The 22199-nt window shown below is 62.9% G+C and carries 25 protein-coding genes; 16 read left to right on the top strand and 9 right to left on the bottom strand.

Translation table 11 applies throughout. From position 1 onward, the window contains the following. The first annotated feature begins 7 nt into the window (after positions 1–7). From rsfS to rng, 4 genes are read left to right on the top strand one after another with little or no spacing between them, the layout of a single operon-like run. Positions 8–874, top strand: coding sequence for a ribosome silencing factor (rsfS, locus tag ACP7AD_RS02140; protein WP_426144805.1), 867 nt, complete (start codon positions 8–10; stop codon positions 872–874). Further along, complete coding sequence (gene rlmH / locus ACP7AD_RS02135) at positions 871–1338, top strand: 23S rRNA (pseudouridine(1915)-N(3))-methyltransferase RlmH (protein WP_426144807.1); 468 nt, start codon at positions 871–873, stop codon at positions 1336–1338. Before rsfS ends, rlmH begins: the two co-directional genes overlap by 4 nt. A gap of 20 nt (positions 1339–1358) precedes the next feature. Next, entirely contained in the window at positions 1359–1961 is a 603-nt protein-coding gene (locus ACP7AD_RS02130; protein ID WP_426144808.1) for a Maf family protein, read from the top strand. Between the two features lie 18 nt (positions 1962–1979). After that, positions 1980–3479 carry a ribonuclease G gene (gene rng, locus ACP7AD_RS02125; RefSeq protein ID WP_426144809.1) on the top strand — a complete coding sequence of 500 codons (1500 nt, stop codon included), beginning with the start codon at positions 1980–1982 and terminating at the stop codon, positions 3477–3479. A 95-nt stretch (positions 3480–3574) separates the two neighbouring features. Here rng and mnmC read toward each other — a convergent pair whose 3' ends face one another. Both mnmC and ACP7AD_RS02115 read right to left on the bottom strand, forming a co-directional pair. Continuing rightward, positions 3575–5464 carry an FAD-dependent 5-carboxymethylaminomethyl-2-thiouridine(34) oxidoreductase MnmC gene (gene mnmC / locus ACP7AD_RS02120; protein WP_426144811.1) on the bottom strand — a complete coding sequence of 630 codons (1890 nt, stop codon included), beginning with the start codon at positions 5462–5464 and terminating at the stop codon, positions 3575–3577. A 9-nt stretch (positions 5465–5473) separates the two neighbouring features. After that, positions 5474–5755, bottom strand: a complete 282-nt coding sequence (locus ACP7AD_RS02115; RefSeq protein ID WP_426144813.1) for an oxidative damage protection protein — start codon at positions 5753–5755, stop codon at positions 5474–5476. Positions 5756–5770: 15 nt separating this feature from the next. Between ACP7AD_RS02115 and ACP7AD_RS02110 the strand changes: the two genes are divergently transcribed. The 5 genes from ACP7AD_RS02110 (at position 5771) to ACP7AD_RS02090 (ending at position 8019) form a co-directional block, all read left to right on the top strand. Beyond that, the gene (locus ACP7AD_RS02110) at positions 5771–6043 is read left to right on the top strand and encodes a hypothetical protein (protein WP_426144814.1); all 273 of its coding nucleotides are present in this window, start codon (positions 5771–5773) and stop codon (positions 6041–6043) included. 215 nt (positions 6044–6258) lie between these two features. After that, on the top strand, positions 6259–6636 hold the full coding sequence (locus ACP7AD_RS02105; RefSeq protein ID WP_426144815.1) for a hypothetical protein: 378 nt from the start codon (positions 6259–6261) through the stop codon (positions 6634–6636). Then, on the top strand, positions 6623–6898 hold the full coding sequence (locus ACP7AD_RS02100) for a hypothetical protein (RefSeq protein WP_426144817.1): 276 nt from the start codon (positions 6623–6625) through the stop codon (positions 6896–6898). The genes ACP7AD_RS02105 and ACP7AD_RS02100 overlap by 14 nt, the downstream gene beginning before the upstream one ends. A gap of 140 nt (positions 6899–7038) precedes the next feature. Next, positions 7039–7587 carry a DsbA family protein gene (locus ACP7AD_RS02095; RefSeq protein WP_426144819.1) on the top strand — a complete coding sequence of 183 codons (549 nt, stop codon included), beginning with the start codon at positions 7039–7041 and terminating at the stop codon, positions 7585–7587. Positions 7588–7689: 102 nt separating this feature from the next. Then, a complete protein-coding gene (locus tag ACP7AD_RS02090; protein WP_426144821.1) occupies positions 7690–8019 on the top strand; it encodes a DUF6172 family protein in 330 nt (109 codons plus the stop codon). 29 nt (positions 8020–8048) lie between these two features. Here the strand turns inward: ACP7AD_RS02090 and ACP7AD_RS02085 are convergent, their stop codons facing one another. Further along, on the bottom strand, positions 8049–9320 hold the full coding sequence (locus tag ACP7AD_RS02085; protein ID WP_426144823.1) for a DEAD/DEAH box helicase: 1272 nt from the start codon (positions 9318–9320) through the stop codon (positions 8049–8051). 584 nt (positions 9321–9904) lie between these two features. Then, positions 9905–10684: an extensin family protein gene (locus ACP7AD_RS02080; protein ID WP_426144825.1), complete on the bottom strand. Its 780-nt coding sequence runs from the start codon at positions 10682–10684 to the stop codon at positions 9905–9907. A 363-nt stretch (positions 10685–11047) separates the two neighbouring features. Here ACP7AD_RS02080 and ACP7AD_RS02075 point away from each other — a divergent pair, with 363 nt between their 5' ends. Next, the gene (locus ACP7AD_RS02075; protein ID WP_426165965.1) at positions 11048–11545 is read left to right on the top strand and encodes a hypothetical protein; all 498 of its coding nucleotides are present in this window, start codon (positions 11048–11050) and stop codon (positions 11543–11545) included. Positions 11546–11692: 147 nt separating this feature from the next. Here ACP7AD_RS02075 and ACP7AD_RS02070 read toward each other — a convergent pair whose 3' ends face one another. The 3 genes from ACP7AD_RS02070 to ACP7AD_RS02060 all read right to left on the bottom strand — a co-directional run bounded on the left by ACP7AD_RS02070 (position 11693) and on the right by ACP7AD_RS02060 (position 14442). Further along, positions 11693–12070, bottom strand: coding sequence for a PH domain-containing protein (locus tag ACP7AD_RS02070; protein ID WP_029524643.1), 378 nt, complete (start codon positions 12068–12070; stop codon positions 11693–11695). Between the two features lie 108 nt (positions 12071–12178). Next, positions 12179–13333 carry a YihY/virulence factor BrkB family protein gene (locus ACP7AD_RS02065; RefSeq protein WP_426144828.1) on the bottom strand — a complete coding sequence of 385 codons (1155 nt, stop codon included), beginning with the start codon at positions 13331–13333 and terminating at the stop codon, positions 12179–12181. Positions 13334–13473: 140 nt separating this feature from the next. Then, the gene (locus tag ACP7AD_RS02060) at positions 13474–14442 is read right to left on the bottom strand and encodes a cation diffusion facilitator family transporter (protein ID WP_426144829.1); all 969 of its coding nucleotides are present in this window, start codon (positions 14440–14442) and stop codon (positions 13474–13476) included. 159 nt (positions 14443–14601) lie between these two features. Between ACP7AD_RS02060 and ACP7AD_RS02055 the strand changes: the two genes are divergently transcribed. The 6 genes from ACP7AD_RS02055 (at position 14602) to ACP7AD_RS02030 (ending at position 19207) form a co-directional block, all read left to right on the top strand. Beyond that, positions 14602–15024, top strand: a complete 423-nt coding sequence (locus tag ACP7AD_RS02055) for a DUF1924 domain-containing protein (protein WP_426144830.1) — start codon at positions 14602–14604, stop codon at positions 15022–15024. A 37-nt stretch (positions 15025–15061) separates the two neighbouring features. Beyond that, a complete protein-coding gene (locus tag ACP7AD_RS02050; protein ID WP_426144831.1) occupies positions 15062–15544 on the top strand; it encodes a diheme cytochrome c in 483 nt (160 codons plus the stop codon). Between the two features lie 14 nt (positions 15545–15558). After that, positions 15559–16329, top strand: coding sequence for a cytochrome b/b6 domain-containing protein (locus ACP7AD_RS02045; protein ID WP_426144833.1), 771 nt, complete (start codon positions 15559–15561; stop codon positions 16327–16329). An 11-nt stretch (positions 16330–16340) separates the two neighbouring features. Then, entirely contained in the window at positions 16341–17012 is a 672-nt protein-coding gene (locus ACP7AD_RS02040; protein ID WP_426144835.1) for a response regulator, read from the top strand. Then, complete coding sequence (locus ACP7AD_RS02035) at positions 17009–18373, top strand: ATP-binding protein (protein WP_426144837.1); 1365 nt, start codon at positions 17009–17011, stop codon at positions 18371–18373. The genes ACP7AD_RS02040 and ACP7AD_RS02035 overlap by 4 nt, the downstream gene beginning before the upstream one ends. A gap of 132 nt (positions 18374–18505) precedes the next feature. Further along, the gene (locus ACP7AD_RS02030; protein ID WP_426144838.1) at positions 18506–19207 is read left to right on the top strand and encodes a VIT1/CCC1 transporter family protein; all 702 of its coding nucleotides are present in this window, start codon (positions 18506–18508) and stop codon (positions 19205–19207) included. Here ACP7AD_RS02030 and ACP7AD_RS02025 read toward each other — a convergent pair. Both ACP7AD_RS02025 and ACP7AD_RS02020 read right to left on the bottom strand, forming a co-directional pair. Then, positions 19204–20682 (bottom strand): DUF3482 domain-containing protein, encoded by a 1479-nt coding sequence (locus tag ACP7AD_RS02025; protein ID WP_426144839.1) that lies wholly within the window; start codon positions 20680–20682, stop codon positions 19204–19206. The genes ACP7AD_RS02030 and ACP7AD_RS02025 overlap by 4 nt on opposite strands. After that, positions 20679–22157 carry a DUF2868 domain-containing protein gene (locus ACP7AD_RS02020; protein ID WP_426144840.1) on the bottom strand — a complete coding sequence of 493 codons (1479 nt, stop codon included), beginning with the start codon at positions 22155–22157 and terminating at the stop codon, positions 20679–20681. The genes ACP7AD_RS02025 and ACP7AD_RS02020 overlap by 4 nt, the downstream gene beginning before the upstream one ends. Positions 22158–22199 lie beyond the last annotated feature (42 nt).

Below are 22199 nucleotides of genomic sequence, written 5' to 3'. Positions count from 1 at the left end.
GCATTGCATGACCCCTATCACTGTCAAAACCTCAAGCACCGAGGGCAAAAAAGATGTCCAAAAACTGCAGCGCGCCATCATTGACGGGCTGGAAGATGTCAAGGCACAAGACATCCAGGTGTTTGATACCGAGCACATCACGTCACTTTTCGAGCGCGTGATCGTTGCCTCAGGAACGTCCAACCGCCAGACCAAGGCGCTTGCCGCCAGCGTGCGCGACGCCGTGCGGGACGCCGGTTTTGCCAAGCCACGCATTGAGGGCGAAGACAACGGCGAGTGGATCATCGTTGACTGCGGCGCGGCTGTTGCCCACATCATGCAGCCCACGATTCGTCAGTACTACAACCTGGAAGAGCTCTGGGGCGACAAGCCCATCAAGCTCAAGCTCGGAGCCCCCGCGCCGCTGCCAAAAGCCTCCAAGGTTGAAGCGAAAGCAGAAGTCAAGCCTGCCCGGTCGCGTGCTGGCGCTGCAAGTAAGCCCAGGTCAGCCGCTGCCAAGCCCTCCAAGGCTGCAAAAAATGCGCCTGATGAATCGCCGCTGGACGCGAAAAAAATCGCACGCACCGATGATGGAACGTATGTCGGCCGGGTCGGCAAGACCAACGACTGGACCGCCAAGCGCAATGCCAGTACACCTGCTGCCGAGCCTGAAGCGAAACCCCTCAAGGCGCGCAAACCGGCCAGGGCTGCCAAGCCCGAAACCCGGCCCGAAGTGACCAAACCAGCCGTTAGAAAAGCACCTGCCAAAACGCCGCTTGTCAAAATTCCCGTGGCCAAAAAAGTGGCCGCCAGGAAGGCCACTGCCACGACAACTGCCAAAACGCCTGCAGCCAGGAAGCCCGCTGCGAAGAAAACCACGCCTCGGAGCGAATGAGGCTGACCATCGTAGCGGTCGGCCAGAAGGTGCCCGATTGGGCCCAGACGGCTTACGACGACTACGCCAAACGCTTTCCTCCAGAACTGAAGGTTGAGTTAAAGGCCGTCAAGACCGAACCGAGGGGCTCCAAAACCCTGGAAAACCTGCTTGCTGCTGAGCGTGCCCGGATCGAAGGTGCCATTTCCCGAGGCTGCCGGGTCGTGGCACTGGACGAGCGCGGGACGGCCGTGACCACCATGGCGCTGGCGGAAAACCTCAAGAATTGGCAGCTTTCTGGCGACGACGTAGCCATCGTGATTGGCGGGCCGGACGGGCTGGATGCCGGCTTCAAGCAGTCCGCCCATCAGCGAATTCGCCTTTCTGACCTGACCCTGCCGCATGCCATGGTGCGCGTATTGCTGATCGAGCAGCTTTATCGCGCCTGGAGCATCACGATCAATCACCCGTATCATCGCGAGTAGTTTTTTGAGGTCTGTTCAGCATGGTGAAGTTTGTATATCTGGCCTCTCAAAGCCCAAGGCGGCGTCAGTTGCTGGAACAATTGGGCGTTCGGTACGAACTGCTGCTGCCCGACGCAGATGAAGATGCTGAAGCGCTGGAAGCCGCCTTTGAAAACGAGGCGCCAGCACGCTACGTCAAGCGCGTGACAGGACTCAAGCTCGATGCCGCTTCAGCGCGCCTGGCTCGGCGCCAGCTTCAGCCAGCGCCTATTGTGTGCTCTGACACCACTGTGGCCCTGGGGCGAACCATTTACGGAAAGCCCGACGATGCTGGACATGCCGAACGCATGTTGTCTGAACTTTCCGCCAAAACGCACCGAGTTTTGACCGCAGTTCAAGTTCAGTACGGCTCCCGGCGTTTTGCGGTACTCAGCACATCGCGGGTGAGTTTTGAAGCCATGACCGGCGATCAAATCAGTCGCTATGCAGCCACTGGCGAACCTCTTGGCAAAGCGGGCGCTTATGCCATACAGGGCAGAGTGTCCATGCATATTACCCGGATCAACGGCAGTTACAGCGGCATCATGGGGCTGCCATTATGGGAAACTGCCGCGTTGCTTCGGGCTGCTGGACTTGATATTTAGCCTTACTGTCTGAGAACAATGCAACAAGAAATTCTGATCAACTGGTCGCCTCAAGAGACACGCGTTGCCGTGGTGGAGCATGCAACTGTCCAGGAATTGCATGTTGAGCGAACGCTTGAGCGTGGCCTGGTCGGCAACGTGTATCTTGGAAAGATCGTCCGTGTGCTGCCGGGAATGCAGTCTGCGTTCATCGACATAGGCCTAGACCGTGCCGCGTTTTTGCACGTGGCCGACTTGATGAGCAGTATCAACAGCCGCCATGCCGAGCCTGAATCGCAGCTTGCGGGAACGGCCATATCGTCAGGAAATGCATCCTTCCAGCCGATCGAGAAGCAGTTGTTTGAAGGACAAGCGTTGATGGTGCAGGTTCTTAAAGACCCGATGGGCACCAAGGGCGCACGGTTGACGGCGCAAATTAGCATTGCGGGCCGTTTACTGGTCTTTTTACCCCAAGACAACCACATTGGTGTTTCGCAAAAAATTCCTCCTCTCCAGCGCGAAGAGTTACGCCAGCGGGTTCAGTCTTTGGTCGCCGATATGGGAGGCGGTTTCATTCTTAGAACCAATGGCGAGGATGCTACGGACATTGAACTGGCTGAAGACATTGCTTATTTACGAAAAACCTGGCTTCGTATCAAGCAGGCTTCTTTGCGCATGCCGGCGGCGTCTGTTTTGCACCAGGATTTGAGCCTTTTGCAGCGCGTGCTGCGCGACATGGCGCTGGAAAATACACAGACTATTCGGATCGATTCGCGTGAACAGTTTGAAAAACTCAAGGCTTTTGCCCTGGAGTTCATGCCCTCAACTGTCCCCAAGCTACAGCTTTACAGTGGTGAGAGGCCTATTTTTGACTTGTTCAACATTGACGAGGAAATTGCAAAAGCGCTTGGCCGCCGGGTAGACCTTAAGTCCGGTGGCTATCTGGTCGTTGACCAGACCGAAGCATTGACGACAGTTGACGTGAACACTGGTGGATTTGTTGGCGCCCGCAACTTTGAAGAAACCATTTACAAGACGAATCTGGAGGCCGCACAGGCCATTGCCCGACAACTCCGACTGCGTAACCTGGGCGGTATCGTGATTGTCGATTTCATTGACATGGGCAAGGAAAGCCACCGCGATGTCGTATTGGCTGAGTTCAAAAAACAACTGGAGCGCGATCGCGTCAAAACCGCTGTGAATGGATTTTCAGCCTTGGGATTGCTTGAAATGACACGCAAGCGAACCCGGGAGTCACTGGCGCATCAGTTGTGCGAACCTTGCAATGCCTGTAGTGGAAAAGGCATTGTCAAAACGGCCCGTAGCGTGACCTACGACATCCTGCGTGAAATCTTGCGTGAAGCACGCCAGTTCAATCCACGGGAATTCAGAATCGTGGCTTCGCCCAAAGTGATCGAGTTGTTTCTGGATGAGGAAAGCCAGCACCTTGCAAGTCTGAGCGACTTCATTTGCAAACCCATTTCCCTGCAGGCCGAAGCGGTGATGGCCCAGGAGCAATACGACATCGTATTGCTTTGATCCCCCGGCGATTCACCGCAAACATGCTGGCCGGCGCCTTCCTTATGCCTGGCAAGCGCATGGCGCAGTTCTCGCATCCAACCCGCGGCTGCCGATCAGCGCGCCGCGTATTGCGGCAGCAGCGCATCGGCCTGGCGTTGCTCCAGCGGCAACGGTTCGCCGTGCAACCGGGCTGCCAGCAGTTCGCCACACAAGGCCGCGAATGTCAGGCCGCGCGAACCCATGCCGCTGCACACCCACGCATTGGTCAGGCCGTCGAGCGGGCCGAGCGACGGCAGGCGGCTGGGCGTGGCGCAGCGAATGCCGGCCCAGCCCTGCACCTGTCCGTTTTCAAATTGAGGCGTCAGCGCCTGCGCGGCGGCGGGCAGCAGGGTTTGCAGCTTACTGAAGTTGTATTTTTGGTCATCGGACCGTAGTTCAGTGCTGATGTTGTCACGCTCGAAACTGGAGCCGGTGACCCAGGCTAGCCCTTCTTCCAGCAGCACGGCCGGCACTAGGCTGCCATGGCCGTTGACCGGGAAAACCGGCATGGCCTTTTTCGTGTCCGGCGCATGCAGGCCCCACGAGGCCTGGCCGCGAATGGCCTGCAGCGCCAGCGGATGGACCAGGCCCGCCGATTCGGCCAGGAGGCGGCTGGCGTGTCCCGCTGCCACCACGACCAACTCGGCGCTGGCCAGTTCCCGGCCGGCGTCATCGCGCGCCTGCCAGCCATCGGCTTGCCGTGCCAGCTGGCTGACGGCCACGTTGCCGCGCCATGCCACGCCCGGCGTTGCCAGCCAGGCCCGGACCAGGCGGGCGGGCTTGATCCAGCCGGCCCGCGCATGCCACAGCGCCGGGGTGTCGGGCGGCAGGCCGCCGTGGGCCAGCTGTTCGGGCGATGCCACGCTGGTCCAGTCGCCTGCTGCATTGGCCAGCGCCTGTCCGGTACGCCATGCGGCAGGCAACTGGCGCGAATGTTCCACGCAATGCTCCAGCACACCGCTCAAGCTCCAGTCGAGACCGCTTTCCAGCAGGCTACCGGCCTGTTGCAGCATCGCCCGGATGCCGCTGCGCGACAGGCGCGACAGCAAACTGTCGTCGGGTGACACATGCGGCGCCAGCACGCCGGCCAGCAAGCCAGAAGCGCCAGCGGCAGGCGTGCTGGCGGCGTCCAGAACCGTGACCTGCCAGCCGCGCCGCGCCAGGCTGGCCGCCACGGCGGCTCCGGCCAGGCCCGAGCCAATGACGATGCAGCGCGCCGCTTGTGTTCGCACTGGTGCGGGCCGGGATTTTTTGGGTTCCCACGCGGGCTGGTATTGCCCCTGCAGGTTGTCGCGCTTGGGCGGTATGCCAGGGATTTTTTTGATAATGAAGCCGCATTGCGCCAGCGCGTCGCGCACGCTGCGCGCAATCGTCCAGGTGGCGATGCGCGTGCCTCGGCGGCAGCAGCGCGCCACGGCCTTAAACGTATGCACGTCCCAGATGTCAGGGTTGCACTGCGGACTGAAGCCGTCGAGGTAGACCGAATCAGCTTCAAAAGTGGGTTCGCGCAGCATCGCCTTGGCGTCGCCGATGCACAGCGTGAGCAGCACCTGGCCGCCCTCGAACACCAGCCGGTGCATACCGGGCAGCAGGCCCCAGAGCTGGTCCTTCAAAGCCTGCGCGAAAGGAATCAGTTCAGGATGCGTCAGGGCGCTGCGCAACACATCGTCGGCGCTGGCTGGATAGGCCTCGGTCGAGACGAAATGCAGCAGGCGAGGGCGCTGCGGGTCGGCCCTCCAGGCGGCCCAGGTGACCAGGAAATTGAGCCCCAGGCCAAAGCCGGTTTCCAGCACGCACCATTGCGGCTGGCCGCGCCAGGCTTCGGGCAGGCCGCAGCCCTTGAGGAAGACTTCACGCGCCTGTTCCAGTCCGCCCGCTTCGCTGCGGTAGCGGTCGCCAAAGCGCGGGCTGTAGGGGCTGCCGCCCGCCGTGCCGTCGTCCCGCCATTCAATACGCTCGGCCATCCGCCGCGCTCAGGCGCTGGGGGAGGTGGGTGGAACGTAGCCCTGCACCGCATCGGCGCCGTCGCCGAAGAAGTGTTTTTCCATCTGCCGCGCCAGGTACTGGCGGGCTCTGGCGTCGGCCAGGTTGAGCCGGTTTTCATTGACCAGCATGGTTTGCTGCTTCATCCAGTCGGCCCAAGCCTGCTTGCTGACCTCTTCCCAGATGCGCTTGCCCAGCGGGCCGGGGTACGGTGGAAAATCAAGGCCTTCGGCTTCCTTGCCGAGCTTGATGCAATTGACGAGACGCGCCATATTAGAAGTTCTTTCTTGCTTTTTAAAGTTGTGGAAGATTTTTTGATAAAAACGAATTTCTATTCGTTTTTATCAGGAGTGCTTGCATCCGGTATCCATTTTGTCCGCATTCCGCGGCTTTTTTGGAGCATGGCGCAAACCACGGGGTCGCGTCGTCACTTTATCAACCTTTGTATTCACACCGCCGGGGCAATAGTTCGGGTAGCCTTGGCATGGGGCGGATACGGTCTGAATCAAGCTTTCAGGGTAGGCCGCGATGCCCTCCAGGTCGGCGTAAAGGCAGCCTGAAAGACCGCGTTGCAAATCAGGAGAGTGACGTCAATTCGTTTTAACTGTAAAATACGACTCCAACCCACGACAGGCAAGCGCGAAAAGCTATTAAAAATATAGCATTAGCGTTTGTCGGGCCGGGCTCTCAGTGGTCTGGCAGCCGATCCACCCCCCTTGGTGACGCCGACTGGCAAAGTGCTTGAATTTGGGGAAGGAACCCCCAGATTTGTTACATGAACGCCACAAAACCAAACGCCCGTAAAACCGATTTGACCGTGACCCATGTGCTCGCTGAGTTGCTTGAGCGCCTGGAGCGCAGTGCGGTGCCTGTCGGCGCCGAACAGTACCGATCGGTCGTGCAGCATCTGGTCAGCGAACTGGGTGAAGTCGAGCCGGGAACGGCACTCGGCGCCCTGCTCGACAGCCATCCTGCCGCCGCCGAAGTGTACGAGAACGTCAATTACCAGCATGCCGGGCTTTGCCGCTCGGCGCTGGACGCTTCGCTCGCTGCGGAGCTGCAAGCCAAAGAGGTTCTGGACCGCGCGATGCGCCGGGCCATGGACCGTTCCAACCCATCACATAAGGAAGACCCCACCCATGGCAAGAGCTGACGCCAAAACCGCCGTACTCGCAGACGGCCTGCGCTACAAATCCAAAGTTTCCGGTTCGCCCTTTGCGGCCACCACGTCCTTCGGCGCGGCCACCATGTCGTGCTTCATGTGCGGCAAGCACCGTGCCCGTTCCCTGATGGGTACCCGCAAGGTGCTGGGCAAGTCCCAGGCCGTATGCTCGCCTTCATGCAAGGGGCTTGATGAAGCGCTTGAGGCCGCAGCCGCTGCTTCGGCAGCCGCAGCAGCGTCGTCCGCCGCCTGAGGTCCTGCCGGGCCCCTGCGGGGGGCTCGCTGGTTTGACCCGGCCTTGATTTTCGGGCGCTTGGCAGCGCATAGAGCGCTGCCGGGCATGTCGAAACCACTGGCAACCATCGGCAAGCGACTTTGAAAGGGAAATTTTTCATGAATCCCCATTCCAGAACAATCTCCGTGTTGCAGCCTGACGAGGCTACTGACCATATTCGCGGACCCGCGTCCGCGCCGGTCACTCTGCTTGAATATGGCGATTTCGAGTGCCCGGCCTGTTGCCAGGCTTACGGCGCGGTGAACATCCTGCGGGCGCATTTTGGCGACCAGCTGCGCTTCGTGTTTCGCCATTTTCCCCTGCGTGAAGTGCATCCGCATTCCGAACTGGCCGCTGAAGCGGCCGAGGCGGCCGGTGCACAAGGCAAGTTCTGGTCGATGTACGACCTGCTGTTCACCCATGCGCAGCATCTGAAGGAAAAGCATCTGCTGGACCATGCCGCTCAGATCGGGTTGGACATGGCGCGCTTCCGCAATGAAATGACCGACCATGTCTATCTTCAGCGGGTGCAGGAGCATGTATTGGGCGGCCGGCATCTAAGCGTGCGGTCAACGCCGGCGTTTTACGTCAACGGCGTTTTCACCGACGTGTCCTTCGGCCTGCAGCACCTGCATGACGCGGTTGACAAGGCATTGCCACGCAGCTGATCGCCCTGCCGTGAAGGTGCCACCGGTGGACCGATAATGGTCCGCTTCTGAGTCACGTCCGCAAGGGGTGAATCGCATCAAACCCCCCATTAGGATCATTCCGTGAGAAAAACATTCCTCCTCAACATCGAAGGCAAGAACCGTGACCGGCTGGTCGAGGCCAGCAAGCACGACATCCGCAAATACGTCAAGCGTGAACGCAGCCGGGCCTTGCCTGCAGGCGTGGATTTCTGGGATTTCGACTGCAAGTTCGGCAACAACGAAGCCGCTGCGGCCGTGGTGCACTTTGCCACGCTCATGAACCTGATCGACACCGCCGTGCAGGAAGGCGCCGAGCAGTTTTACGTCGAGGTCGTCACCAAGCATGGCCACCGCAGCGCCCGTCCGCAGGGGGCCGAAGCCGTTTCCGGCGACGACGAAGACTTCGAATAAGCCTCGCCCAAGCTCTGCTTTTGCAGGGCTTATTCGCCTTGCACCGGTTTTGTCTGGCCGGCCGCTTCGCGCAGCTTGTCCTTCTTGCTCGGGCGCTTGCCCTTGACGCCGCCCACCGAAAGCGGATCGGCGGCATTGGGCTGAAGGATTTCAACAGGCTCGAAACCGGCGACCTGCTCGCGCAGCACGCTCAGGCGCTGGCGCTTTTCGATCAGCCGAAAATGCGCCTGGGTAGCGGCGCTGACAAAGCTGATGGCCATGCCGCTTTCACCCGCCCGGCCGGTACGGCCGATGCGGTGCGTGTAGTCGCTTGACGAGCGCGGCAGGTCGTAGTTGACCACCACCGGCAGCTGAACAATATCGAGGCCCCGCGCGGCCACGTCGGTGGCCACCACCACCTGCACCAGTTTTTGCTTGAAATCGAGCAACACCTGGCTGCGCTTGCCCTGGCTCAGTTCGCCGTGAAAGGGCTCGGCCTCGATGTCAGCCTTGCGCAGCTTGTCGGCCACGATCTCGGCCGCATGCTTGGTGGCGACGAACACCAGCACCCGGCTCCATTTCTCGGTCTGCACCAGGTGGCGCAGCAACTGCGTGCGCCGGCTCGGATCAACTTCGATGGCGCGCTGCGTGATGTCGGGTTCGGCCTGGGGCGCGGCCTGCACCTCGATGCGCAGGGGCCCCTGCAGCATGCTGGCGGCCAGCGTCTCGATGGCCGGCGGAAAGGTCGCCGAGAAAAACAGGCTCTGACGCTGCGTCGGCAGCAATTGCAGGATGCGGCCCAACTCCTCGCCAAACCCGAGGTCCAGCAGCCGGTCGGCTTCATCGAGCACCAGGGTTTCAACGGCGTCCAGTGTCAGCGCCTTGTGGTCGATCAGGTCGATCAGCCGGCCCGGCGTGGCGACGATGATGTCGGCGCCGCCGCGCAGGTTCATCATCTGCGGATTGATCGACACGCCGCCAAACACCACCGCGACCTTGATGCGCTGCGGAAGGTATTTGGCCAGGCTGACGATGGCTTCACCCACCTGGGCGGCAAGTTCGCGCGTCGGCACCAGCACCAGGCCGCGAATGCGCCGCTTGGCGCCGGCGGGCGATTCGGCCAGCCGATGCAGCAAGGGCAGGGCGAACGCCGCCGTTTTGCCCGAGCCGGTCTGGGCCGAGGCCACGATGTCGCGGCCCTGCAAAATGGCTGGAATCGCCGCCGCCTGGACCGCCGTGGGCGCAAGGTAGGCCATTTCGGCAATCGCGCGCGACAGAACGGGCAGCAGGGCCGGCGAAAAGCCGAGGGATGAAAATGGCATGGAAAAGGTGCTCGGAAAGAAGGCAAAAAGCGAAGACGCCGACAGCCGGTTGGGGGCTGCGACCAGTGTCGCCAGAACCCGCAAGTTTAAGCCCGGCCTTTTCAGCGCGCGCCCGCGATGCCAGAACCTATCTCAAGCCTGGATCGGGTAACGCATCAGGATGCTATGAAATACATAGCTCCTTGCGCTTGCGGGGTATGCGCAAAAGCCTGTTTTTGCTTAAATCCAGCGCAAATTGCATGGCGGTCTGCCGGCGTGCCGCCCGAACGCAGCAGCGGTTGATGCCGCCTGGCATGTGCTGGCTTTCCGGACCCGGCATCGTCAGACGCTTCTTACCCTGGCTACGCTGGCCAGCCTACGAAGAAAGCCACCAGCTTTCGTTACCACGGCTGTTTCAACCGGCCTTCTTAACCAGGGAACAAGCATGCTGGCAATGAACTACCGTAGCCCTTACCGGGTACGCGCGGAGCGAAATCGGCCCGACGGTGATTTCCGCCGATCTGGACCTGGGCGACGCGGTGCTGCTGACCGACGCCTAGCCGACCGGCGCATGCAAGGGCGTCACTGAGCGGCGGGTGCGGCAGTTAGCGGCACATGTTGTAGCCGCCGGTTTCCAGGTGGAAATGGTCGCGGTGCACCGCGTTGTAATCAGGGCCGAGCACGCCGTTGAAAAACTGGCAGGCGCCGTTGTGCGCATCGGTCAGCATCAGCGTTTGTGGACCTGGGGCTGAACTGGCTGCAGCGTGCGGCCAGTTTTTCAGCACCGTGATTTTTTGGCCGTTTTCCAGCGTGAAGCCGGCAATGTCCAGCGCATTGGCCGTGGCATGCCGGCTCCGCGCGACGCTCGGCGCATCGGGTGAATCGCCTTCGCCACGGTTGACGTTGCGGCAGGCGTAACTGCCCAGGTGGTCAATGGCGGCCACGCGCTGGCCGAAATGCTGCTGCGCGCTAGCCTGCAGCGCATGCTTTTCCCACATGAAAAACGACAGCGCCATCGGGCAACTGAGCGAGACCGGTGCGCCGATGCGAATGCCTGCGCTTCTCAAACGCACGGCATTCTCAAAACCGCAGCCTGGCGCCGTGGTGCGGTCCGGCAGCACGTCGAACTGCATGCCGGTCTGCGCCAGCGCTGTCAGGCAATGTCCGGGGTCGCTGCGGGCGCGCGAGAGTTTGTAGGATGTCAGCATGTCTGGCGCTGCCATGACATCAAGCGGAGCCCAGGGGTTGAAGCGCTCGGGAATCGCCAGGCGCCCGCTGTAAAGCCCATACGCTGCCGCAGCGACAAGGCTCCACAAAACGACCGCAATCCAGTGCGACTTGCGCGGGCGGTCACGCAGCGCAGAAGGAGAAGGACGAAGAGGCATTGTTTTTTTCTTGGCAGCCGCACAGCGGCATGGATATTTGTATCACGGTGAAAGTTGTGCGACCCGGTAAGTCTTTTTGGAATGTGAAAATTTTCTCGATGCACCACGGCCTGCATAAGCCCGGGGAGCCGTCCAGCCCTTCGCTGCACTGTGGGTGCGGGAACCTGTCTTCCCTGTGACAGGCGCAATGCCATGATGACCCGTTGTCAAGGAAATGGTTCAGGCCACATGGCCCGTCAAAGCGTCAGCCAACCGCCAGCGTGTGGCCTGATGCACGGGTCAGCAGGCTGGTCAAAGTTTTGTAGACTGACTGTTTTAAAAAAGTGCACCTTTATGGCCGTTTATAAAAAAACAGAAAAGGGCATGAATGAACTGCTTGCCCCGGCACCAAACATTGATGCTCGACTGGTCAGTGTGCTGATTCTGGTGGACGGCGTCCGTGATTCGGCGCAAGTCAACCGGCTGGCCCAAGAGGCTAGCCTGCCGGTCGATGCGCTGGAGATGTTGCTTCACGGCGGCTTCATCGACCGGAAATTCAAGGGCAGCGCCGCACCCGCCGAAGTCAAAACACCAACCCCTGCCGAGCCGGTGGTGCCTGAAAAAGCGGCGGCCACCAGCAAGCTTGAAAAATTCAATGCGCTCTATGCCTACCTGGTCGACGAAACCAAGGCCTTGCTGGGGCTTCGCGGTTTCATCTACCAGCTCCGCATTGAACGCGCATCCACGCTGCTGAAGCTGAAGGCATTGATCGAGCCGATCGGCCGGGCGATTGAAAAGAAGCATGGCTATGAAATTTCGAGGAATTTCGTGCGCGAAAGTGAGCGTCTGGCCGTTGCAGCGATTGCCGAGCGCGACATCTAGGGCACCTTACGCATCCATCATTTGCGCCTATGGCCCTATGGCTTGCGTTGAGAGCAAGGCCGCTAACATTTTTTTTACTACTAAATTCGTAGCAGCTCGCGCATAAAGGACATGCGAAAAATGGCTATTTAATGCTAAAAAGTTGCTTTAGCGCAGCACATAACCCGCCAGCACGCTCTGCACTTCATAAATGCTCAGCTTCTTGTTGAAACGCTTTTGCACCGGCAGGGCGGTGCCTGAAATCCAGATTTTCAACTCGGCGTCCAGGTCGAAATGGCCGCCGGTCTCAATGCTGAAATGCGTGATGCTTTTGTAGGGAAACGAGTGGTATTCGACCTTGCTGCCCGTCATCCCCTGCTTGTCCACCAGCACCAGGCGCTTGTTGGTAAAGACAAAATAGTCGCGGATCAGCTGGTAGGCATGCTCGACCTGCTCGCCGGCGGCCAAAATCTGGCTGAACTCCTGTTGAATCTTGTCGGCATCGATTTTCGATGCGTTGCCCATCATTCCGTCCAGCAAACCCATGGTGAAATCCTTCAAAAAAACAGTTGGTCTGGCGATGTTATGCGCTCAAGCGCGCTCCTTCGCTGGAATTGAAGGCGCGGGCTTTATGCGGCGCTCCAGATTTTTCCGTCAGGAACCCGGCAAGCCCACGCGCCCCCGGCCTTTGCGCTTGAGCAGCAGGCGCAGCGCCAGGTAGGCAGCAGCGCTGCCCGCGTACACGATGGCGCGTTGCTTCAGGCTGGGATGGCCTGGATATTCGCTGGCGACCTCGCGGGTGACCGCAGTTGGGAGTGAAGAGAACGGGCGGATGATGACCAGGTCGCTCTGGCGTGGCGGATCGGGCAGGTTTGTAGCTTGCTTGCCCGGCTTGTTTTGTCCGCTGGCGATGCCAGACGATTCAGTCGGCAGGTCAGCAGCGTCTGGCTTGCGGTTGCCGGCGAGCGAACCATGTTCATTGGCATACACCCAGGTGAATTCGGCGCCCAGCAAAAAGATTTGCGCCGAGTAATACACCCACACCAGCAGCACCACCAGCGAACCGGCGGCCGCAAAGGACGAGGTGACGCTGCTTTTGCCGATGTACAGGCTGATCAGCCACTTGCCCACCTCAAACAGCACGGCGGTGACGAACGCGCCTGTCCACACGTCGCGCCAGCCGACCTTGACCTGGGGCATGACCTTGAAAATCATCGCGAACAAGATCGTGGCAATGCCGATGGAAAACACGACGTTGATGACGAAAAGCAGCGTTTCCCAGCCCTGCAGCAGCCCGCTGGCCCATGAGCCCACGGCCGCAAGCCCGGCGCTGCTCACCAGTGACACCAGCAGCAAAAAGCCCAGCCCCAAAATGAAGCCCAGCGACAGCAGGCGGCTTCGCACCCAGGCCCAGATGCCTGAAGCCTGCGGTGCTGCCTTGGGCGCCCGCCAGATCCGGTCCAGGGAACTTTGCAGCTCGGCAAATACCGTGGTCGCGCCAATCACCAGCACCACGATGCTGATGGCCGTGGCCACCAGGCCTTTCGTGGGCTGGTTGGCGCTTTCGATCAAGGCCTGTATGCCCTGCGCGCCTTCCTGGCCGACCAGGCCGGACAACTGGCCAACGATTTCGCCCTGCACCGCCTCGCGGCCCCAGACAAAGCCGGCCACCGCAATCACGATGATCATCAAGGGCGCAATCGAAAACACCGTGTAGTAGGAAATGGCCGCACCCATGCTGGGCGCGTAATCGTCGATCCAGGCCATGACCGATTTTTTGGCAAGCTGATAGAAATGTTGGAGTTTCATGGTTTGTCCGGCGCCTTGGAGAATCAAGGACTGCCGGGAACTAGTGTGTCAAGCGCCGGCTGGCGGCATCGTCGGCCTGAACTCACGAATGCTGTAGGCGGCGGGCGATTCTGCGTCGCCTTCGTCGCCTGATGCAGCGCTCAATGGGTGATGACGGGCGTGGATTGACTTTTCGGCGCATGGTCCAGGTCGGGCCGCCGCCACGGGTCCACATGCGTCATCAGGTTCAGTACCCGGTGGCGCTTGAGCACGCGCTGGCGCGCTTCGACGGCAATGTCATGGCCGGCTTCCACCGTGAGGGTGGCATCAACCTCGATGTGCGCATCGACCACGATCATGTCGCCCATCTTGCGCGTGCGCACGTCATGCACGTCGCTGACGCCGGGCGTCTCCATCAGCGTGCGGCGAATCGCCTCGACTTCCTGCTCGTCAACGGCTCGGTCCATCAGGTCGTGCATGGCTTCCCAGCCGAATTCCCAGCCCATCTTGGCAACCATGAAGCCGACGATCAGCGCTGCAATCGGGTCCAGGATCGGGTAGCCCGCCAGGTTGCCAATGATGCCGATGCCCACCACCAGCGACGATGCCGCATCCGAGCGCGCATGCCAGGCGTTGGCCACCAGCATGCTCGACTTGACGCGCTTGGCCACCGCCAGCATGTAGCGAAACAGCGTTTCCTTGGCAACCAGGGCGATGCCGACCACCCACAGGGCGCTGGCATGGACCTGCGGGATGGACTCGGGGGACTGCAGCTTGCCCACAGCCGCCCACAGCATGGCGCCGCCCACCGCCAGAAGAATCAGGCCCAGCGCCAGCGAGGCGGCGGTCTCGAACCGCTGGTGGCCGTAGGGATGGTCAACGTCCGCGTCCTTCTTGCTGTGGTGGCCGGCAAACAGCACGACAAAGTCAGACACCAGGTCCGACAGCGAATGAATGCCGTCGGCAATCAAGGCCTGCGATTTTGTCAGCATGCCGGCGCTGATCTGCGCGGCCGACAGGACGATGTTCACGCCCACGCTGACCCAGGTGCTGCGCGAGGCGGCCGCCGCGCGCTCGGCCGGGCTGTGCTGGGTGTCTTCGGTGTCGTCGGCGAGGTCGTTGAATTTCATGGCGGATGGGGTTCGGTGGCGAGCGGATGCCCGATATTCAGACAAAGAGCTTACCTTGCCTGCTGCGGCTTAAGGCTGCCTGAGTGCGCGCGGCCTTGCTTAAGAAATCGCTAAGAACGCCGCCGCATCATGAGAACAAGCCCCAAACAAGGAGTTTTCATGAAGCTGTCATTCCCGCATCCATCGCCGTTTCAAGCCTTGCTGGCGGCCGCCGTCCTGACCTGCGCCGCCATCGCCCCCGTGGCCTATGCCACGACGCCCGCCGAACAGCTGGCCGGCTACACGGCCCAGGCCGGAGCGCCTGCGGTGCCTGCGCGCGGCCAGCAGTTTTTCAACACGCGCCACGGCCGCGACTGGAGCTGCGCCTCCTGCCATGGCGCCTTGCCGACCCAGACTGGCAAGCATGCGTCCACCGGAAAATCCATCAGCGCGCTGGCGCCGGCCTTCAACCCTGAGCGTTTCACCGACTCAGCCAAGACCGAGAAATGGTTTCGCCGCAACTGCAACGACGTGGCCGCCCGCGAATGCACGGCCGCCGAAAAGGCCGATGTGCTGGCCTGGCTGATGGCGCTCAAGCGCTGACGGCCGGCACTTCATCTACTGCACAAGGAAGCACACCATGTCATTTCGATTTTCTTCGCTGGCCACCCAGCTCACGTTCGGCCTGCTCGCCGCCCTCGGCATCCTGCAGGCAGCCGTGGCCGACAGCGACCGGCGCATGGTGCCGCTGCTGCCCAAGTACCAGCAGGAGTGCGCCGCCTGCCACCTGGCCTATCCGCCCGGCATGCTGCCGGCGGCTTCCTGGAAGCGGGTGATGGCCGGCCTGCCCAGGCATTACGGCACCGACGCATCGCTGGACCCGGCGACCGTCAAGGAACTCTCGACCTGGCTGGGCGCCAACGCCGGTTCTTACAAGCGCGTCAGCGAGGAGCCGCCGCAGGACCGTATCACCACCTCAAGCTGGTTCGAGCGCAAGCACCACGAGGTCGCGCCGCAGGTGTGGAAACGGGCAGCGATTGGCAGCCGGGCCAACTGCGCGGCCTGCCACACCGGCGCCGACAAGGGCGATTTCGACGACGACAACATCCGCATCCCCAAATAAGAAATGACAAAGCCATGACTGCCAACACCTTTCCTCCTTCACAAACTTCACAGCCGTCCAGTCCACCCGCCAGCGCGCAGGCGCAGCCGCCCCGTCCGCAAAGCCGCCGCGTGGTCGATGCCACCACGCGCATGCTGCACTGGCTGATGGCGCTGAGTTTCACCGGCGCCTACCTCACCGCCGACGGCGAGCGCTGGCGGCTGGTGCATGTGTCGCTGGGCTACACCCTGGCCGGGCTGCTGGTGGCGCGCGTCTTGTGGGGTCTGTTCGGGCCGCGCCAGGCGCGCTTGTCCATGCTGTGGCGCAAGTTGCAGGGCCTGCCGGCCTGGCTCAAGTCCTTGCCCACGGTGACATCACCCGCCGCGTTGCAGCCAGTCTGGCGCCAGGGCCAGAACCTCATGATGGCGCTGGTCGTGGTGCTGATCCTGGGTGCGGTTATTCCGCTGACGCTCAGCGGCTATGCGGTCTGGGACGAGTGGGGCGGCGAATGGCTCGAAGACGTGCATGAGTTTTTCGGCAATGCCCTGCTCATGATGGTGCTGGCGCATATCGGGCTGATTGCCCTGTTGAGCCTGCTGCGGCGCAAGAATCAGGCGCTGCCCATGCTGACCGGCCGCACCGCCGGCCCTGGCCCCGATCTGGCCAAGCGCAACCACGGCTTGCTGGCCGCGCTGGTGCTGGCCTGCGTGCTGGGCTTTTGGGGCTGGCAGTGGAGCGATGCGCCGCAAAACACCGGCGCTGATGCGGTGCAGCTTGATAATCGCCGCAACCATGACAACGACTGAAAGAGACCCCCATGCGCATCCTGCTGGCTGAAGACGATGGATTGCTGGGCGACGGCCTGCGGGCCGGGCTGCGCCAGCTTGGCTTTCAGGTGGACTGGGTGCGCGATGGCGAAGCCGCCGAGCGTGAACTGCGCGCCCAGCCCTACGAAGCCGCCGTGCTCGACCTAGGCCTGCCGCGCAAGGACGGGCTGGATGTGCTGGCGGCCATCCGCCGCTCTGGCATCAAGACGCCGGTGCTGGTGCTGACCGCCCGCGACGCCGTGCCCGACCGGATACGTGGCCTGGACCTGGGTGCCGATGACTACGTAGTCAAGCCGGTCGATCTGCACGAACTGGCCGCGCGGTTGCGCGCGCTGGTGCGCCGCGCCCACGGCCAGCCGCAGGAATGTTTGAGCGCGCAGGACCTCGTGCTGGACCCGGCCTCGCGCACCGTGCGCAAGGCGGGCGAGCAGGTAGCGCTTTCAACGCGCGAATTCGACCTGCTGCAGGCCTTCATGCTGGGCGCCGACCGGGTGCTGTCGCGCGAGCAGCTGGAGCAGCAGCTCTACAGCTGGGGCCAGGAGGTGGAAAGCAACGCCATCGAGGTGCATGTTCACAATTTGCGGCGCAAGCTGGGCCCGGCACTGATCCACACGGTGCGCGGCGTGGGCTACATGCTGCAGCGCGATATGCCTGCATCATGATCCGGCCACCGCGTTCGCTGCAAAACCGGCTGCTGCTGCTGGTGATTTCCGGCGTGGCGCTGGTCTGGCTGGTCACTTCCGTGCTGACCTGGTATGACGTGCGCCACGAGCTGGACGAGCTGCTCGACGGCCACTTGGCCCAGGCAGCAGCCCTGCTGGTGGTGCAGCAGGCGCAGGAGATTGAACAGGACGAACAGGGAAACGACCGCGACCGGGAACTGGACGCGCCCACGCTGCACCGCTATGCGCCCAAGGTGGCGTTCCAGGTTTTTCATGAAGGCCGGCTGGCCATGCGTTCGGCCAATGCGCCGGTGGCGCCGATGGTCGAGGCAGCCCAGGATTTCAAGTCCGGGTTCAAGACCGTCGCGCTTCAGGGTCAGGCATGGCGCGTGTTTGCGGCCCACGGCGCCGAGCGCGATGTGCAGGTCTATGTCGGCGAGCAGACGGGTTCGCGCAACGATATTTTGTGGGCGGTGCTGCGCAGCACCCTGTGGCCCATGGTCATTGCGCTGCCGCTGCTGGTGGGTGCGGTGTGGTGGGCGGTGCGCCTGGGCGTGCAGCCGATGCGCCAGCTGGGCCACGTCCTGGCCGAGCGCCAGCCGCAGGCGCTGAGCCCGGTCACGCTGGCGCAGGCACCGTCCGAGATGGCGCCGATGATCGACGCCTTGAACAGCCTGTTCGAGCGCATCGGGCAACTGCTCGAATCCGAGCGCCGCTTCACCGCCGACGCCGCGCATGAACTGCGCACGCCGATTGCCGCCATCCGCATGCAGGCGCAGGTGGCCATGGGGGAGGCCGACGATGCCCTGCGGCGGCATGCACTTGAAGGCACGCTGGAAGGCTGCGACCGGGCCACGCGGCTGGTCGGGCAGTTGCTCAGCCTGTCCCGGCTGGAGGCCGCCGAGTTACCCGCCATGGCCAATGTTGATTTGCGGGCATTGGCCCAGCGCGTGGTGGCCGAGCTGGCACCGAAAGCGATCGGCAAGCAGCAGTCGCTCGAATTCGAAGGCAGCGAGCCTTGCCTCATGCCCGGCAACGAAACGCTGCTGGCCGTGCTGGTGCGCAACCTGGTGGACAACGCCGTACGCTACAGTCCGCCGGCAGCGCGCATCCGGGTGAGCGTGCTGCGGCAGGTTGGGCAGATCGTGCTGAGCGTTGAAGACAGCGGGCCGGGGCTGGATGCCGCCGACCGCCAGCGCCTGGGCGAGCGATTCTTCCGCGTGACTGGCAGCGTGGAGAGCGGCAGCGGCCTGGGCTGGTCCATCGTGCGGCGTATCGCAGCGGTGCACCAGATGACGACTGACGTGGGCTGCCCGACGGCGCTGGGCGGTCTTTCTGTGCACCTTGTTTATGATCAATAATGCCGTTTGCGCAATAAAAGCGTGCATTGGTAGCTATTAAAAATATAGCAAATAGCCAGTCTGAATTCACAAACCCCCCGGGAAAGGTCGTTTTTTTTCGGCCTTGCCCGCAACACACAAAGCGATATCGCCATGAAACCACTCAGCCGCCACGTCGAACGCCATCGCACCGACCGCATCGGCTGGCTGCGCGCCGCCGTGCTGGGCGCCAATGACGGCATTGTCTCGACCGCCAGCCTGGTCCTTGGCGTGGTAGCCGCCGGCGCCACCCCGCAGGCCGTTTTGGTGGCCGGCGTGGCTGGGCTGATGGCCGGGGCCATGTCGATGGCGGCGGGGGAATATGTCTCGGTGTTTTCGCAGGCGGACACTGAAAAAGCCGAACTCGAACGCGAGCGCCGCGAAATCGAACTGCATCCCGAGGCGGAACATTCCGAACTGGCGGGCATCTACATGAAGCGCGGCTTGAGCCCCGAGCTGGCCCGGCAGGTAGCCGGGCAACTGATGAAGCACGATGCGCTGGGCGCCCATGTGCGCGACGAATTGGGCATTTCCGACACCATGAGCGCCAACCCGGTCCAGGCAGCGCTGGCGTCGGCTGCCAGTTTTGCCGTGGGGGCGGCGCTGCCGCTGGCCGTCATCGCCCTGGCGCCGGCGCAAGGGCTGGTGGTTTGGGTGGCCGTCACCTCGCTGCTATTCCTGGCGCTGCTGGGCGCCCTGGCTGCCCGTGCGGGCGGCGCGGGCATGTTGGCTGGCGCCTGGCGCGTCACTTTCTGGGGCGCGCTGGCCATGGCGATCACCGCCGGGGTTGGCGCGTTGTTTGGCGCTGTCGTTTAGGCGCGGTGTGCTGGGCCAGCCGCCGGATACAACTGGCGCAGCACGGACGAGGTGATGCGCAACAGCACCGCCTGCGCAGCGCCGGCCGAGGCGTCTGCATCAGACAAAGGGAGCCGCAGCGCCCGCCACAGGCGGCCCACGGCGGCTCCCTCGGCGGCCACTGCCTGCTCGACTTCGGTCTGCCAGAAAGCTGGCGCCTCGCTTTGCGCAAAATGGCCGCGCCCGCGCCCGAAATGCGCCACCGTCAGGTAGCGCAGCACGCTGGCCACCAGCAGCGTGCGCAGGAATTCATCGGTGAACCGCAGCGTGGTCTGTTCCCGGTCGGTGCTTGAATTAAAGCCCCAGGCCGCGCCAGCGAAACCCAGTGCGCCGACCACGCTGCCCAGCAGCGCGCCGGCGCCCAGGCTCAAGCCGCCGGCCATCAGGTCCGCCGACAAGCCGGTCGCCGCGCCCGACAGCACCGCGCCGAGCAAGCCCGCCTGCGCCTTGTCGATGGGCGCGCGAACCGCAAAATACTCGCGCACCCGCTGGTTGATGCGGGTCGCTTCGCCGGGATCGATCCGGTGCAGCGCCAGCAGCTGGCGCGTGGTCGCGGCAATGCCGTCGTTGAGCCGCTCCATCAAAAGGCCCATGGCCTGGTCCTGACGCTGCAGCTTGCCCGCTTTGCGCAGGCCGGTGGCCTGCAGCGCTGAATGGAGCAGCGACCGGCCCTCTGGCAGGGCCGCCTGTCTGTCCCGAGCGGCCGCCGCCAGCTGCTGCGCCGTCAGCCGCATGGCCTCCTGAAAGCGTTCTTCATTGTTCGCGTCCCAGGCGGCCAGCAGTCGCGCGTAGCCGGCGGCCTTCTCCAGCGCGATCCACTGGCCGACGGCTTCATAAAAAACGCGCTCATGCACCCAGCACCGGGCAAAGGCGTCGAGCGCGAGCACCTTGCGCACGATGGGGAATGCTTCCAGGTGCCGGCTCCAGCGCATGAGTTCTGCCTGTTCCTCTGGTGCCGGGCGCGGCGGCCCCATCTGGTTGAGCAGCACCACCACCGGCTTGCCCAGCCACTGCAGGATCTTCATCTCGGCTGCCAGGTAGCCGGCATCGCCCGGATTTTCCGCCGAATTGACCAGGTAAAGCACTACGTCGGCTGCGTCGCGGGCGGTGCGCAGCGCCTGCTGGCTGAGCCAGAAAGGGCGGTCGCGGTAGCGGTCCAGCACCTCCCGCAAAAACCAGCCAATCGGGTTGTCGGCCATGCCGAGCCGCTTGAGCAGGCGCACCGAATCGCCAAAACCGGGCGTGTCCCACAGCAGCAGGGCATCGCCGGCGCTGGTCGCGAGCAGCGGATGCGCGTCGGACGACAGGGTGACATGGGCGGCATCGCGCACTTCGCCAACATCCATGCCCAGCAGCGTCCGGGCCAGCGTGGTCTTGCCGTTGTTGGTGTGCGAAACCAGCGCCAGCTGAATCTGGACCGGGGCGGCGTTGTTCATGCGGCCGCCGACAGGGTCAGCCCGGCCCCGCTGTCCAGAGGATGCGCCTCGGGATGGAGCAGGTTGACAAAGGTGGCAGGCGCCTTGTGAAAGCTGCAGAACTGGCGCCACAGGGCGATGCGCTCAGCCATTCTTTCGGGGCCGCCGGCTTGCGCGCCGACCCGTTCCAGGTAGCCCGATTCATCGACCAGCACGGCAATGCCGCGCGCCGATTCGCGCACCAGGTGGTCGAGCAAGGCGCCATGGTTTTCCTTTTCGGGCGTGGCCGCCAGGCTGAACAGGACCGCCGTGACCGTGGCGTCGCTGTCGTTCAGCTTGACCTCGCGAAGCGCATCGCGCGGCTCGTCGCCATAGGCCATCGACGGGCGCAGCATCAGCCGCGCCTGCTCACCGAGCAGCCGGGCCGCCAGTTGGCTCAAGCCCTTGTCGCGCGCTTCATCGACTGCAAAACTGTAGGGCAGCACCCGCAGCGTGCCGGGCGCGCCGCCGAGTGCCTTGAGCAGCCGGCGGAAATAGGGCTGCTCCAGGTCCAGCGGAAAATCCCGGGTCCATTGCCTGACGCGCCACTGGGCAGCGCCGGCCAGCAGCAGGCGCGGCAGCACGACCAGCAGCAACAGCGTGGCGGCATACAAATGTACCCAGCGGGCGCCACCGAGAGGCGAGGAGGGCGCTTGTTCGAATCGAAGCGCTTCAATATCGGCCAGCGAAAAGCCCTGCAGCGGAAAAATCGCCATGGCCGGCATGAACAGCGCCGACAGCAGCGCATGGACCTGCCCGGCATTCAGAAAAGTGCTTTCCCAGCCCGCCGAATACTGCGCGAAGTAGCCGCGTGCATACAGCGAAAGCACCGCGCCAATGGCAAACAGCGCCGAACCCAGGTGCAGGGTGCGGCCCAGCCGGGCCAGCGTCAGCCGGCGGCTGAGCCCGGGCCATTCGGTCATGAACGCCAGCAAGGCACTGGCAAGCACGGGCGGCAGCTTGCGCGGCAGGCGTGTCCGGCCCAGGTTGAGCAGGCGGACCAGGCCCGGTGCGGATTTCTTGAGTTTGCCGAACGGCAACAAGGGCCAGACCAGCAGGCCCGCATAGACCGCCAGGTTCCAGCCGATGATCAGCAGCAGCGGTGCCGACAGCAGGTCAACGCGGTGCGGGTCGGTGATCTGGTCCAGGAAAATGCCGGCCAGAAGGGCCAGGGCCGGCAGCCCGGTCAAGAGCAGATTGAGCGCCCCGGGCAGCCGAAGCATGGGGCCAAACGCCGCATGCCGCTCAGACATGCGCTTGAGGATTTGCCCGGCGCGCTGGTGCAGGAAGTCGTCAGCCGTGACTTGCGATCCTGCGTAGGACGCCTGCCACTGGGCCAGTTCCATGGCGCTGCGGCTCGCATGGCGGCGGTCGTCTTCGCTCAGGATGTCGTGCGCGTGATCTGCCGCTTCAATGGCGCGGACCATCACCACCTCCCGAGCCGCCTGTTCATTCATGCATTACTTCCAGGGCGCAGCATGGCTGAAATGACCGGCGGC

This window comes from Polaromonas sp. DSP2-3-2b2 (assembly GCF_049895905.1).
In the GTDB taxonomy this organism is placed as follows: domain Bacteria; phylum Pseudomonadota; class Gammaproteobacteria; order Burkholderiales; family Burkholderiaceae_C; genus Polaromonas.
The sequence above is the reverse complement of the archived record's forward strand: the minus strand, read 5'-3'. Positions and strand labels throughout refer to the sequence as shown.

Excerpts from the sequence above, each read along its gene's own strand:
- rsfS (WP_426144805.1), top strand. The coding sequence starts at position 8 with ATGACCCCTATCACTGTCAAAACCTCAAGCACCGAGGGCAAAAAAGAT.
- rlmH (WP_426144807.1), top strand. The coding sequence starts at position 871 with ATGAGGCTGACCATCGTAGCGGTCGGCCAGAAGGTGCCCGATTGGGCC.
- ACP7AD_RS02130 (WP_426144808.1), top strand. The coding sequence starts at position 1,359 with ATGGTGAAGTTTGTATATCTGGCCTCTCAAAGCCCAAGGCGGCGTCAG.
- rng (WP_426144809.1), top strand. The coding sequence starts at position 1,980 with ATGCAACAAGAAATTCTGATCAACTGGTCGCCTCAAGAGACACGCGTT.
- mnmC (WP_426144811.1), bottom strand. The coding sequence starts at position 5,464 with ATGGCCGAGCGTATTGAATGGCGGGACGACGGCACGGCGGGCGGCAGC.
- ACP7AD_RS02115 (WP_426144813.1), bottom strand. The coding sequence starts at position 5,755 with ATGGCGCGTCTCGTCAATTGCATCAAGCTCGGCAAGGAAGCCGAAGGC.
- ACP7AD_RS02105 (WP_426144815.1), top strand. The coding sequence starts at position 6,259 with ATGAACGCCACAAAACCAAACGCCCGTAAAACCGATTTGACCGTGACC.
- ACP7AD_RS02100 (WP_426144817.1), top strand. The coding sequence starts at position 6,623 with ATGGCAAGAGCTGACGCCAAAACCGCCGTACTCGCAGACGGCCTGCGC.
- ACP7AD_RS02095 (WP_426144819.1), top strand. The coding sequence starts at position 7,039 with ATGAATCCCCATTCCAGAACAATCTCCGTGTTGCAGCCTGACGAGGCT.
- ACP7AD_RS02085 (WP_426144823.1), bottom strand. The coding sequence starts at position 9,320 with ATGCCATTTTCATCCCTCGGCTTTTCGCCGGCCCTGCTGCCCGTTCTG.
- ACP7AD_RS02080 (WP_426144825.1), bottom strand. The coding sequence starts at position 10,684 with ATGCCTCTTCGTCCTTCTCCTTCTGCGCTGCGTGACCGCCCGCGCAAG.
- ACP7AD_RS02075 (WP_426165965.1), top strand. The coding sequence starts at position 11,048 with ATGAATGAACTGCTTGCCCCGGCACCAAACATTGATGCTCGACTGGTC.
- ACP7AD_RS02070 (WP_029524643.1), bottom strand. The coding sequence starts at position 12,070 with ATGGGTTTGCTGGACGGAATGATGGGCAACGCATCGAAAATCGATGCC.
- ACP7AD_RS02065 (WP_426144828.1), bottom strand. The coding sequence starts at position 13,333 with ATGAAACTCCAACATTTCTATCAGCTTGCCAAAAAATCGGTCATGGCC.
- ACP7AD_RS02060 (WP_426144829.1), bottom strand. The coding sequence starts at position 14,442 with ATGAAATTCAACGACCTCGCCGACGACACCGAAGACACCCAGCACAGC.
- ACP7AD_RS02055 (WP_426144830.1), top strand. The coding sequence starts at position 14,602 with ATGAAGCTGTCATTCCCGCATCCATCGCCGTTTCAAGCCTTGCTGGCG.
- ACP7AD_RS02050 (WP_426144831.1), top strand. The coding sequence starts at position 15,062 with ATGTCATTTCGATTTTCTTCGCTGGCCACCCAGCTCACGTTCGGCCTG.
- ACP7AD_RS02045 (WP_426144833.1), top strand. The coding sequence starts at position 15,559 with ATGACTGCCAACACCTTTCCTCCTTCACAAACTTCACAGCCGTCCAGT.
- ACP7AD_RS02040 (WP_426144835.1), top strand. The coding sequence starts at position 16,341 with ATGCGCATCCTGCTGGCTGAAGACGATGGATTGCTGGGCGACGGCCTG.
- ACP7AD_RS02035 (WP_426144837.1), top strand. The coding sequence starts at position 17,009 with ATGATCCGGCCACCGCGTTCGCTGCAAAACCGGCTGCTGCTGCTGGTG.
- ACP7AD_RS02030 (WP_426144838.1), top strand. The coding sequence starts at position 18,506 with ATGAAACCACTCAGCCGCCACGTCGAACGCCATCGCACCGACCGCATC.
- ACP7AD_RS02025 (WP_426144839.1), bottom strand. The coding sequence starts at position 20,682 with ATGAACAACGCCGCCCCGGTCCAGATTCAGCTGGCGCTGGTTTCGCAC.
- ACP7AD_RS02020 (WP_426144840.1), bottom strand. The coding sequence starts at position 22,157 with ATGAATGAACAGGCGGCTCGGGAGGTGGTGATGGTCCGCGCCATTGAA.